Genomic DNA, 11,686 nt, shown 5'->3' on the forward strand with positions numbered 1-11,686 from the left:
CCGGGCGTTCCGTCTACGATGGACCGACCGTGGGCGTGCCCGGCATTCTGCCGCACGTCCCCACCATCGAGACTCGAAGAGGTTCACCGTGGCACTACAGGGCGTTGGCGTCGGACGTGGAGTGGCCGTCGGCCCCGTCAAGAAGATGCCCGATCCGCTGCCCGAGCCGGGCACCGACCCTCGCACGGCGGACGCGGCCATCGAGTACGACGCCGTGCTCACGGCCCTGTCCGCCGTCGCCGCCGACCTCACGGCGCGGGGCGAGAAGGCCGGTGGGGAGGCGAAGGACGTCCTCGACGCCCAGTCGCTGATGGCGCAGGACCCGACCCTCACCGACGACGTGAAGGCGCGCATCGACGACGGTCGCACCGGCGAACGCGCCGTCCACGAGGCCTTCGCGGCCTTCCAAGAGCTGCTGGTCGGCATGGGCGGCTACATGGCCGAGCGCGCCACCGACCTCGGCGACGTCGCACAGCGCGTCATCGCCTCGCTGCGCGGGGTCCCCGCTCCGGGCGTGCCCGAGAGCGACACCCCCTTCGTGCTCGTCGCGCCCGACCTCGCCCCCGCCGACACCGCGCTGCTCGACCTCGACAAGGTGCTCGCGCTCGTCACCCGTGACGGCGGTCCCACGTCGCACACGGCCATCCTCGCGCGGTCGAAGTCGATCCCCGCCATCGTCGGGGTGACCGGCGCGCTCGACCTGGCCGACGGGACCGTCGTCGTGGCTGACGCCGCGACCGGCGTGGTGACGGTCGACCCCTCCGCCGACGAGATCGCCGATGCCGAGAAGCGCATCGCCGACCGTGCCGCCGCAGCCGCCGCCCCTCTCACCGACGGTGCGCTGGCCGACGGCCACGCCGTCCCGTTGCTCGCCAACCTCGGTGCGCCGGGTGAGGCGGCGGGCGCGATCGAGCTCGGTGCCGAGGGCGTGGGCCTGTTCCGCACCGAGTTCCTGTTCCTGGGCAACTCCTCCGCGCCCACCGTCGAGAGCCAGACCGCGAGCTACACCGCTCTGCTCGAGGCCTTCCCGGGCAAGAAGGTCGTGGTCCGTGCGCTCGACGCGGGCGCCGACAAGCCCCTCAGCTTCCTGAACGACGCCCACGAAGAGAACCCCGCGCTCGGTCTGCGCGGCCTCCGCGCGCTGCGGGTCAAAGAAGACATCCTGCGTGACCAGCTGACCGCGCTCGCCGAGGCGCAGGCCGCGACCACCGCCGACCTCTGGGTCATGGCGCCCATGGTCAGCGACGCGGAAGAGACCGAGTACTTCGTCACCCTGGGCCGCGAGCTCGGCCTGAAGACCGTCGGCGTGATGGCCGAGGTCCCCTCGCTCGCCGTGCTCGCCGACCAGATCTTCGCCAGCGCCGACTTCGTCAGCGTGGGCACCAACGACCTGACGCAGTACACGATGGCGGCCGACCGTATGCTCGGCTCGGTGGCCGCCTACCAGGACCCGTGGCACCCGGCCGTGCTGCGCCTGGTCAAGTCGCTCGGTGATGCCGGTGCGGCGGCGGGCAAACCGGTGGGCATCTGTGGCGAGGCCGCGGCCGACCCGCTCCTGGCCGTGGTGCTCGTCGGTCTCGGTGCCACCACGCTCTCGATGACGCCGGCCGCGCTGGCCGACGTGCGTCTCGAGCTCTCGCGGTACTCCCTCGAGCAGGCTCGTGCCCTCGCGGCCGCCGCCGTCGCCGCGACCACCGCAGCCGGCGCACGAGAGGCCGCCGAAGCCGTCACCGCCTGACCCGTCACCGCCTGACCCGGCGGCGCGGTGCTCCGGCGGCGCCGTGAGCCGGTGTCGCGGCGCCGGGCCTGTGGCGCCCCGGTGTCACGTGGGCCTCAGCGCCCGCTGATCTCCGCGCGGCGGTCGTCGAGGTGGTCGGCGAGCTCGCCCCAGGCGACGACCACGTCGCGGAGGGCACCCGCGGTGCTCTCGTCGAGCACCGAGACGAGCCCTCGGGGGTCGTCGACGAGGACGAGCGCGCTCGAGCGTGACAACACGGCGTACGACGACGATCGGTCGCCTACAGGGGCGTTCGTGCCCCGCAACTCGAGGTGCAGCCGGCCCGACGACCGTGTCAGGCGAGCGCGGACCGGGTCGCCGTCCGAGGCGAAGAACTCGGCCAGCGCCTCCCGGTCGTCCGACAGGACGTCGCGCTCCCACCCGTTCTCGGCGAGGCGTGAATCGGCACCCGCCACCGATTGCCAGAGGACGACGGACCTCTCGGTGGGAGAGGCTCCGGGGCGGAGGCCGAACCGCGCCTCCACGTTGTCCGCGACGGCGGCGGCCACCGCTGCGCGGTCCACCGACGGAGTCGGATCGAGGCGGTCCACCACGACCGAGACGACGGCGTCCAGTTCACGCGGCCAGACCGACACACGGGTCTCGTCCAGCAGGCGGTCGTGGTCGCCCGAGAGCAGGGCTCTCTCGACGAGCTCGTCGAGGCGGGCGAGGGCCCGGCCGAGCTCGCGGTCGGCGGTGGGTCGCAGGGGCGGTCTCGTCCTGACGGCTGCGGAGAAGGCGCGACGGCGTTCCCGCTGGTCGCCGGGGCGTTCGCCGTTGCGGTACGGGCGTCGCCTCACGCGATCGCTCGCGGGGACGACCGGCGGGGCCGGCGGTCGAGACGTCGGACGTCGTGCATGGCGTGCCTCTCGAGGGTCGGTGGCGATGACGGTGACCCAGCCTAGGCCGCGCAGGCCGTCCCGGGCCGCGCTGTTCCGAGTCCGCCGTGCATCCGGTCACGGCCGTCCCGCACGGAGCAGACTCGACGAGTGGGCATCCCAATTCGACACCCGTTGGTCGACGCGATCACGTCGCGCGCCGTCCGGGTCGACAGCAGGGCCCGCGTCGTCCGACTCAGTCGTCCGCTCGCGGACCTCCTCGGTCGACCCGCGACGAGTCGACGTGTCGTGCTCGTCACCAGCGAGCGGTCACGGCTGACGGTCGGACTCCGGGCCGCGCTCGTCGCCGCCGGGGGAGTCTGGGCGGTTCACGACGACCACGGCCGCCTGCGCGACGGCCTCGCAGGTGTGCCCTACGACGACGTCGACCACGCGGCGGCCGAACCGGACGCCGAGTCCGCCGCGGTCCCCGCCGCCGAGCGGCTGCCGGTCATCGCCGACGCCGTCGACACCACCTGCCAGCTCAGCGTCGACCTGACGGTGCTGCACCGGGCGTCCCACGACACGAGCCTGGGAGGCGCGGTCGAGATCCTCGGAGCGGCCGCCTCGGGCTCCGTCCCGGCCCGATGGGGGACGACCGAGCCCCTCGGGCACATCTGGGATCGCTGGGTTCTCACCCAGCACGCCCGTCACCAGGCTCCCGAGACCGTCCGGGTCGTCGTCGAGGGGCCGCACCTCTCGGCGACGATCACCGCGCGGGTCACCGACCACGGCATCGAAGAGACCACGGCGTTGACGGTCGACGTGACCGACGGGTCGCTCGACGACGCGATCGAACGACTGACCGACGCCCTCGGCCACATCGCCGAATCGTCGCTGCCGACCTTCGCCCTGGTCATCGCCCGCGAGGGCGAGTCCGACCGGTGCGTCCGCGCGGTGACGTACCCGCCGCCGAACCCGGTCGCCCTCTTGATCGGGGCGCCGTCCGTCCGACGGCTGGGCCTCGAGCGCTCGGCGCTCGACGCCGAACGACCCGTCGTGGTCGTCGGCCGGCCTCGTCTGCCGGCCTACGTCGTCCCCCTGGGTGACGCGGCCACCTCGGGGTGGAACGCTCTGCACCGCACCCTCGAAGCCGTCGGCCCCGAGCGTCTCGCCCAACTCGTCGCCAGCCCGCTGCTGCAGGCCTGGGAGGAAGACCTGCACGAACTGGACCTGCTGCACGAGAGCTCGATCGAGGCCGAGCGCCCCGCCGAGGACGAGGCCTGATGCCCCGCGACATCACCATCCTGAGTCCGCACGTGTACGACCAGCTCGATCTCGCCACCGCGGCCCACGCGGTCGACGGTTCGCTCGGCGTGCGTGAGATCGACGGTGGAGACGCCCTCCAGGTGTTCGCGGCGGGTGGCGTGGCCCTTCTCACGGTGTACCAGGCGGCCGAGGTGACCGAGGTGGACGAGCTCGACCGACTGCTGCCCGATCCGCCTTCGGTGCGCCTCCCGGTCTTCTGGATCGACGCCGTCGCCCCGCTGGGCGACGAGGGCGAGACCGGTGTCTCGGTCGCTCTCCGGCTGGCGCTCGGCCTGGAGGCCGCGTGCATCGTCGAGGACGACTGACGCGGCGACGATCCAAAGCAGCGACCTGCGACACGGATGAGGGCCCGACCACAAGGTGGTCGGGCCCTCATTCGGGTCTGTGGCCGGGCCTCAGGCCCGGCCGCGCAGCACGGCCTGCTTCACCTCGGCGATGGCCTGGGTGACCTGGATGCCGCGCGGGCACGCCTCGGTGCAGTTGAAGGTGGTGCGGCAACGCCACACGCCCTCTTTGTCGTTGAGGATGTCGAGGCGGACCTGGGCACCCTCGTCCCGGGAGTCGAAGATGAAACGGTGCGCGTTCACGATCGCGGCCGGGCCGAAGTACTGGCCGTCGGTCCAGAAGACCGGGCAGCTCGACGTGCACGCGGCGCAGAGGATGCACTTGGTCGTGTCGTCGAAGCGCTCGCGCTGCGTGGCGCTCTGCAGGCGCTCCTTGTCGGGCTTCGACGACGCCATGAGGAACGGCTGGATCTCGCGGTACGACTGGAAGAAGGGCTCCATGTCGACGACGAGGTCCTTCTCGAGCGGGAGGCCCTTGATGGCCTCGACGTAGATCGGCTGCGAGATGTCGAGGTCCTTGATCAGGGTCTTGCAGGCCAGCCGGTTGCGACCGTTGATGCGCATCGCGTCCGACCCGCAGACGCCGTGGGCGCACGAGCGACGGAACGTCAGCGAACCGTCCTGCTCCCATTTGATCTGGTGCAGGGCGTCGAGCACGCGGTCGGTCGGCAGCACCTGCACGTCGAAGTCCTGCCAGCGGGGCTCGTCGTCGACCTCGGGGTCGTACCGACGGATGATCAGCGTCGCCGTGAACGTGGGGACGGCGTCGGCGCCCTGGGGCTTGTTCTCGAGGACTGCGGTGCTCATGTCAGTACTTCCGTTCCATCGGCTGGTAGTTCGTGATCACGACGGGCTTGGTGTCGAGGCGGATGTGGTCGCCCGCCAGCGACGAATGCGCGTCACCGGTGAGGTACGCCATCGTGTGGACGAGCCAATTCTCGTCGTCGCGCGTGGGGTAGTCCTCGCGGAAGTGACCACCGCGGCTCTCTTGACGCGAGCGCGCCGAGTACACGACGACCTCGGCGAGGTCGAGCAGGAATCCCAACTCGATCGCCTCGAGCAGGTCGGTGTTGAAGCGCTTGCCCTTGTCCTGCACCGAGATGTTCTTGAACCGCTCGCGCAGGTCGGCGATCACGTGCGTGACCTCGTCGAGCGTCTCTTCGGTACGGAACACCTGGGCGTTCCGGTCCATGCTGTCCTGCAGCTCTTTGCGCAGCGTCGCGATGCGCTCGGTGCCGGTCGCGTTGCGGACGTCCTCGACGAGACCACGGACGAAGGCGGCCGGGTCGGCCGGCAGCGGCACGAACGGGGCGTCCTTGACGAACTCGACCGCGTTGTTGCCGGCCCGCTTGCCGAACACGTTGATGTCGAGCAGCGAGTTCGTGCCCAGACGGTTCGAGCCGTGCACGCTGACGCAGGCGCACTCGCCGGCGGCGTAGAGGCCCGGAACGACCGTCGTGTTGTCGCGCAGCACCTCGGCCTTGACGTTGGTGGGGATGCCGCCCATGGCGTAGTGGGCCGTCGGCAGCACGGGCACGGGCTCGGTGTAGGGCTCGACACCCAGGTAGGTGCGGGCGAACTCGGTGATGTCGGGCAGCTTGGCGTCGATCACGGCCGGGTCGAGGTGCGTGATGTCGAGGTAGACGTAGTCCTTGTGCGGTCCGGCCCCTCGGCCCTCGCGGATCTCGGTCGCCATGCAGCGCGCCACGATGTCGCGGGGCGCGAGGTCTTTGATGGTGGGGGCGTAGCGCTCCATGAAGCGCTCGCCTTCGCTGTTGCGCAGGATCGCGCCCTCGCCGCGGGCGGCCTCGCTCAGCAGGATGCCGAGACCGGCGAGGCCGGTCGGGTGGAACTGGAAGAACTCCATGTCCTCGAGCGGCAGGCCCTTGCGCCAGATGATGCCCACGCCGTCACCCGTGAGGGTGTGTGCGTTCGAGGTGGTCTTGTAGATCTTGCCGAAGCCACCGGTGGCGAAGATGACGGCCTTGCCCTGGAAGACGTGCAGGTCGCCGGTCGAGAGCTCGTACGCGATGACGCCCGCGGGGCGCTCTTCGCCGTCGATCTCTCCCATGATGAGGTCGAGCACGTAGAACTCGTTGAAGAAGTTGATGCCGTGCTTGACGCAGTTCTGGTACAGCGTCTGCAAGATCATGTGCCCGGTGCGGTCGGCGGCGTAGCAGGCGCGGCGGACGGGGTTCTTGCCGTGTTCGGCCGTGTGGCCGCCGAAGCGACGCTGGTCGATCTTGCCCTCGGGCGTGCGGTTGAACGGCAGGCCCATGTTCTCGAGGTCGAGGACCGCGTCGATGGCCTCTTTGGCCAGGATCTCGGCGGCGTCCTGGTCGACGAGATAGTCCCCGCCCTTGACGGTGTCGAAGGTGTGCCACTCCCAGTTGTCGTCCTCGACGTTGGCGAGGGCGGCGGCCATGCCGCCCTGGGCGGCACCGGTGTGCGAACGGGTCGGGTAGAGCTTCGAGATCACCGCGGTGCTGGCGTTCGGGCCGGCCTCGATGGCCGCCCTCATGCCCGCACCCCCGGCCCCGACGATGACGATGTCGTGCTGGTGGTAGTGGACGCCGTCGACGACGGTGCTGGTGGGTGCGGGGGAGGGTGTGGTCACGGTTCTTTCCGGTGGTGGACGTGCGGCCGGGGGCCGGAGTGGACGGTGGGCCGGGTGCCTAGCCGGTGGTGCAGAACGACGGCAGCAGGTCGGCCGGGGCGTTCGCGGGGCACGGGTCGAACGTGTAGATCACGAGCGTGCCGAGGACGAGCAGGACCACCGTCGACACGAGCAGCGTGACGAGCAGCACCTTGCGCACCATGGGCTTGGACACGTAGTCGTTCACGATCGTGCGCATACCGTTCGTGCCGTGGATCAACGCGAGCCAGAGCAGCAGGGTGTCGTAGACCTGCCAGAAGGGGCTCGCCCACTTGCCGGCCACGAAGGCGAAGTCGATGGCCTTGACGCCGCCCTCGCTCGCGAGCAGGTTGATGAAGAGGTGGCCGAACACGAGCACGACGAGCAGCAGGCCGCTGGCGCGCATGTAGATCCAGCCCCACTTCTCGTAGTTGGTGGAGCGCTGGGCCGCACGGGCCGAGCGCGGGGCTTCGACGGTCTGGGTGGTCATGGCTCTACTCCGAGAAGACGTTCATCAGGTGGCGCGGCGCGAAGCCGGCGAACAGGACCACGGCGACGCCGATGACGATCCAGAACATGACTCGCTGGTACTTGGTGCCCGGGCCCCAGAAGTCGATCAGGATGATGCGCAGGCCGTTCAGGGCGTGGAACAGGATCGCCGCGACCAGACCGGTTTCACCGAGCCCCATGATCGGGTTCTTGTAGGTGCCGATCACCGCGTTGTAGGCCTCGGGACTGATCCGCACGAGGGCGGTGTCGAGGATGTGCACCAGGAGGAAGAAGTAGATGCTCACGCCGGTGATGCGGTGCAGCACCCACGACCACATGCCCTCACGGCCCCGGTACAGGGTGCCGGCGATCTTCCCGGGCGCCTTGGGCGCCCTGATCTTCGGCGCACCAGGTCTGCCTGACGGTGATGCGACCGTTCCCGTCGACTGCTCGGCCATGAGCACTTCTCCTCGCGGATGGGGCGGACGACGCTCTCACTCGGTCGGTGTGAGGACAGCCGTGTCCGCTGGTGATGTTCTCAGAACCCGTCCAGTCTACGGTCCCGCCGAGCGGGGCCGTCGCCTCGCCCCACCGAAGTCGTTCGACGTCGAGACAAGACCGATCCGTCCGGTCGGGCCGCCATCAGCGGACGGAGGCGCGCTCGGCCCCACCGCGGACGCTCGCCATCGCGCGTCGGTAGTGCTCGACGAGCTCGTCGCCGAGGGTCTCCCACGTCCGCGAGACGACCACGCGCCTCCCCGCTTCGCCGAACCGGGCCCGCAGCTCGTCCGAACCGACCAGGGTGCGCACGCTCCGGCGGAGCGAGTGGTCGTGGCGGGGATCGAAGAGGAACCCGTCGACGCCGTGCCGCACGAGGTCGAGCGGACCGCCGGCGGCCGGGGCGACGACCGGCAGCCCGCTCGCGTGGGCCTCCTGCACGGTCTGACCGAAGGTCTCGGTCGAGCCCGTGTGCACGAAGACGTCGAGGGCCGCGTAGGCGTCGGCGAGGTGCTCGCCGTGGAGGGGGCCGGTGAAGACCGGGTCGAGATGCCGCAGGCGACGCCGCAGGGCGGGCAGCGAGGGGCCGCCGCCGACGACGACGAGTCGCGCCTCGCGCAGGGGCCTCAGGGTCGCGAGGCGTTCGACCTGCTTCTCGGGGGCCAGACGGCCCACGTAGCCGACGAGCGTGCGCTCCGGGGCGCCCCACGACTCGCGCAGGGCACGCACCGCGTCGCCCGACTTCCGGTTCGGGTGGAACAGGGTCGAGTCGACCCCGCGCCCCCAGGTCGCGAGCCGCCGGACGCCGGCCGTCTCGAGGTCCCTCACGGAGGCGCGCGAGGGGACCAGCGTCGTCGTGGCCTGGTCGTGGATGCGGCGCACGAGCCGCCAGGCGACGGCCGAGCCGAGCCCGAGCCCGTTCGTCCCCGCGTACCGGGCGACGTCGGTCTGGAAGACGGCGACCGAGGGCACGCCCAGGCGTGCCGCCGCGGCGATGGCCTGGGCGCCGAGCAGGAACGGCGAGGCGACGTGCACGACGTCGGGTCGGAAGCCGGCGATGGCGGCCGCGACCTGCGGGTTCGGCAGACCGACCGGGAACTGGCGGTAGGCCACCGACGGCACCCGGTGGACCGGGAAGCCGGCGTAGCTCGTGGTGCCGCGACCCGCCGGCGCGATGACCAGGGCCTCGTGCCCGCGTCGGGCCAGGTGGTCGAGCACGCGCAGCACGCTCGTGGTGACCCCGTTGACGGTGGGCAGGAAGCTCTCGGTCACGATCACGACTCGCATCGGTCCTCCTCGGACTGCTCGTGCCGCGAGCCTCACCGGTGACGGTGGCGGGAGGGGATCGGAGGCATGGAGGAGGAGCGTCGATAAGGTGAACGCATGACGATCCAGGAAAGCCTCGACCGGTTCTACAGCATCATCCCGGCGGGCGGCATCGGGTCCCGTCTCTGGCCGCTCAGTCGGGCCGACGCGCCCAAGTTCCTCCACGACCTCACCGGCAGCGGTACGACCCTGCTGCGCGGCACCTGGGACCGCCTCGCCCCGCTCAACGGCGACCAACGCATCATGGTCGTCACCGGGCGGGCGCACCGTGCGGCGGTGGAGTCGCAGCTGCCCGGCCTCGCCGACCACAACGTCGTCCTCGAGAGCGAGCCGAAAGACAGCACCGCAGCCATCGGTCTCGCCGCCGCCGTGCTCCGTCGTCGCGAGCCGGACGTCATCATCGGCTCGTTCGCCGCCGACCACGTCATCGCCGACACCCGCGGCTTCGGCCGCGCCGTCCGCGAGGCCATCGTCGCCGCCGACGAGGGCTACATCGCCACGATCGGCATCACCCCGACCGAGCCCGCGATCGGGTTCGGCTACATCCACGTCGGGGCGCCCCTCGACATCGAGGGCGCCCCGAGCGCCCGGACGGTCGAGTCGTTCGTCGAGAAACCCGACCTCGAGACGGCCGAACGATACGTCTCCGGCGGCGACTACCTCTGGAACGGCGGCATGTTCATCTCGCGCGCCGACCGGCTGCTCGAGCAGCTGGGCGAGACCCGTCCCGACCTGCTCGAGGGCATCGAAGAGCTCGCGGCCGCATGGGACACCCCGAGGCGCGGCGCCGTCGTCGACAAGGTGTGGCCCGGCCTCGAGAAGATCGCCATCGACTACACCGTCGCCGAGCCCGCGGCCGCGGCGGGCCGCCTGGCCGTCGTGCCCGGCGACTTCGACTGGGACGACGTCGGCGACTTCGCGTCCATCGCCAAGCTGCACGCCGGCGGCCGCAAGAGCGACCTGGCCATCCTCGGCGAGAACGCCCGCGTGCTGGCCGACAGCTCGAGCGGCATCGTCGTCGGCAACAGCGGCCGACTGATCTCGCTGATCGGCGTCAACGACATCATCGTGGTCGACACCCCCGACGCCCTGCTCGTCACGACGACCGCCAACGCGCAACGCGTCAAGAGCGTCGTGGACGCCCTCAAGCTGAGCGGGCGCAGCGACGTCCTCTGACCCACTCGAGGGCCGTGCAGGTTTCGTGTTCGTTACGTCGTGGTCGCGACTGTGTAACGCCTCGGCATCACTACCACCCGACGGTCGGCGGCGCTCGTCACAGTAGGTAACCTGTCAGCCATACCCACCCGGCGCGCCTCGTGCCGGGCTGCACCCTGGAGGACAACTTGACTACAACTGCGCGCAAGGCCGTGCTCAGCGGCCTCGCCCTGGCGAGCACCGCCGTCATCCTGGCCGGCTGTGCCTCGGCCCCCGAGAGCGGCTCTGGCTCGACCAACGGCGCCTCGAGCGACTTCGTCCCTTGCATGGTCTCCGACGCCGGCGGCTTCGACGACAAGTCGTTCAACCAGCTCGGCTACGAGGGCCTCACCGAGGCCGCCGAGACCATCGGATCGACCCCGAAGACGGTCGAGTCGGCCGACGAGACGGTCTACGACGCCAACCTGTCGAACCTCGCCGACCAGGGCTGCAACCTGATCGTCACGGTCGGCTTCGCGCTCGCCGACGCCACCAAGGCGGCGGCCGAGGCGAACTCGAACATCAACTACGCCACCATCGACGACGCCTCGATCACGGCCGACAACGTGCAGCCGATCACCTTCAACACCTCCGAGGCCGCTTTCCTCGCGGGGTACGCGGCAGCGAGCTACTCGAAGACCGGCGTCGTCGGCACCTTCGGCGGCATGCAGTTCCCGACCGTCACGATCTTCATGGACGGCTTCGCCGACGGCGTGAAGTACTTCAACGAGCAGAAGAGCAAGGACGTCAAGGTCGTCGGCTGGGACGTCGACTCGCAGACCGGCAGCTTCACCGGTGGCTTCGAGGCCGGGACCACGGCCAAGCAGAGCGCTCAGACGCTGATCGACCAGAACGCCGACGTGATCCTGCCGGTCGGCGGCCCGATCTACCAGAGCGCCGCCGAGGCGATCCGCGACTCCGGCAAGGACGTCGTCCTGGTCGGTGCCGACAGCGACACCTACGAGACCGACAGCGCGAACAGCGACCTGTTCCTCACGTCGGTGCTCAAGGGCATCAAGCAGGCGACCGACGCGGTCGTGACCCAGGCCAGCGAGGACAAGTTCTCGAGCACGCCCTACGTGGGCACGCTCGAGAACGACGGCGTCGGCATCGCGTCGTTCCACGACTACGCCGACAAGGTCGACTCCGGTCTGCAGGACGAGCTCGACACGATCAAGGCCGGCATCATCGACGGCTCGATCGAGGTCGAGTCGCCCTCGGCTCTCACCAGCTGACGAAAGCACCTCCCGTCATCGATTAGCATCGACTGACCCAG

The 11,686-nt window shown here is 70.5% G+C and carries 11 protein-coding genes; 5 read left to right on the forward strand and 6 right to left on the reverse strand.

Annotated elements, in window-relative coordinates; all coding sequences use genetic code 11:
* Positions 1 to 88 precede the first annotated feature (88 nt).
* Positions 89 to 1,738, forward strand: coding sequence for a phosphoenolpyruvate--protein phosphotransferase (gene ptsP / locus EDF50_RS07260; RefSeq protein WP_123518861.1), 1,650 nt, complete (start codon positions 89 to 91; stop codon positions 1,736 to 1,738).
* Between the two features lie 95 nt (positions 1,739 to 1,833).
* On the opposite strand, the gene EDF50_RS07265 is transcribed toward ptsP, so the two are convergent.
* Positions 1,834 to 2,577: a hypothetical protein gene (locus EDF50_RS07265; protein ID WP_123518862.1), complete on the reverse strand. Its 744-nt coding sequence runs from the start codon at positions 2,575 to 2,577 to the stop codon at positions 1,834 to 1,836.
* Positions 2,578 to 2,766: 189 nt separating this feature from the next.
* On the opposite strand from EDF50_RS07265, the gene EDF50_RS07270 reads away from it, so the two are divergent.
* Both EDF50_RS07270 and EDF50_RS07275 read left to right on the forward strand, forming a co-directional pair.
* A complete protein-coding gene (locus tag EDF50_RS07270) occupies positions 2,767 to 3,882 on the forward strand; it encodes a DUF6177 family protein (protein ID WP_148076784.1) in 1,116 nt (371 codons plus the stop codon).
* The gene (locus EDF50_RS07275; RefSeq protein WP_123518864.1) at positions 3,882 to 4,229 is read left to right on the forward strand and encodes a hypothetical protein; all 348 of its coding nucleotides are present in this window, start codon (positions 3,882 to 3,884) and stop codon (positions 4,227 to 4,229) included. Before EDF50_RS07270 ends, EDF50_RS07275 begins: the two co-directional genes overlap by 1 nt.
* Positions 4,230 to 4,319: 90 nt before the next feature.
* Here EDF50_RS07275 and EDF50_RS07280 read toward each other — a convergent pair whose 3' ends face one another.
* The 5 genes from EDF50_RS07280 to EDF50_RS07300 form a co-directional block, all read right to left on the reverse strand.
* Positions 4,320 to 5,075 carry a succinate dehydrogenase iron-sulfur subunit gene (locus EDF50_RS07280; RefSeq protein ID WP_123518865.1) on the reverse strand — a complete coding sequence of 252 codons (756 nt, stop codon included), beginning with the start codon at positions 5,073 to 5,075 and terminating at the stop codon, positions 4,320 to 4,322.
* A 1-nt stretch (position 5,076) separates the two neighbouring features.
* Complete coding sequence (sdhA, locus tag EDF50_RS07285; protein WP_123518866.1) at positions 5,077 to 6,885, reverse strand: succinate dehydrogenase flavoprotein subunit; 1,809 nt, start codon at positions 6,883 to 6,885, stop codon at positions 5,077 to 5,079.
* A gap of 58 nt (positions 6,886 to 6,943) precedes the next feature.
* Positions 6,944 to 7,393: a succinate dehydrogenase, hydrophobic membrane anchor protein gene (gene sdhD, locus EDF50_RS07290; RefSeq protein WP_123518867.1), complete on the reverse strand. Its 450-nt coding sequence runs from the start codon at positions 7,391 to 7,393 to the stop codon at positions 6,944 to 6,946.
* A gap of 4 nt (positions 7,394 to 7,397) precedes the next feature.
* Positions 7,398 to 7,850: a succinate dehydrogenase, cytochrome b556 subunit gene (sdhC, locus tag EDF50_RS07295; protein WP_123518868.1), complete on the reverse strand. Its 453-nt coding sequence runs from the start codon at positions 7,848 to 7,850 to the stop codon at positions 7,398 to 7,400.
* A 184-nt stretch (positions 7,851 to 8,034) separates the two neighbouring features.
* Positions 8,035 to 9,177, reverse strand: a complete 1,143-nt coding sequence (locus EDF50_RS07300) for a glycosyltransferase family 1 protein (RefSeq protein ID WP_123518869.1) — start codon at positions 9,175 to 9,177, stop codon at positions 8,035 to 8,037.
* A 96-nt stretch (positions 9,178 to 9,273) separates the two neighbouring features.
* Here EDF50_RS07300 and EDF50_RS07305 point away from each other — a divergent pair, with 96 nt between their 5' ends.
* Both EDF50_RS07305 and EDF50_RS07310 read left to right on the forward strand, forming a co-directional pair.
* Positions 9,274 to 10,392, forward strand: coding sequence for a mannose-1-phosphate guanylyltransferase (locus tag EDF50_RS07305; protein WP_123518870.1), 1,119 nt, complete (start codon positions 9,274 to 9,276; stop codon positions 10,390 to 10,392).
* 167 nt (positions 10,393 to 10,559) lie between these two features.
* Positions 10,560 to 11,645 (forward strand): BMP family protein, encoded by a 1,086-nt coding sequence (locus tag EDF50_RS07310; RefSeq protein ID WP_123519001.1) that lies wholly within the window; start codon positions 10,560 to 10,562, stop codon positions 11,643 to 11,645.
* The last annotated feature ends 41 nt before the right edge of the window (positions 11,646 to 11,686 follow it).

It is taken from the genome of Frigoribacterium sp. PhB24, from assembly GCF_003755185.1.
Lineage (GTDB): Bacteria > Actinomycetota > Actinomycetes > Actinomycetales > Microbacteriaceae > Frigoribacterium.

Coding starts and splice junctions, on each gene's coding strand:
- sdhD (WP_123518867.1), bottom strand. CDS start 7,393: ATGACCACCCAGACCGTCGAAGCCCCGCGCTCGGCCCGTGCGGCCCAG.
- EDF50_RS07300 (WP_123518869.1), bottom strand. CDS start 9,177: ATGCGAGTCGTGATCGTGACCGAGAGCTTCCTGCCCACCGTCAACGGG.
- sdhC (WP_123518868.1), bottom strand. CDS start 7,850: ATGGCCGAGCAGTCGACGGGAACGGTCGCATCACCGTCAGGCAGACCT.
- EDF50_RS07280 (WP_123518865.1), bottom strand. CDS start 5,075: ATGAGCACCGCAGTCCTCGAGAACAAGCCCCAGGGCGCCGACGCCGTC.
- EDF50_RS07275 (WP_123518864.1), top strand. CDS start 3,882: ATGCCCCGCGACATCACCATCCTGAGTCCGCACGTGTACGACCAGCTC.
- EDF50_RS07305 (WP_123518870.1), top strand. CDS start 9,274: ATGACGATCCAGGAAAGCCTCGACCGGTTCTACAGCATCATCCCGGCG.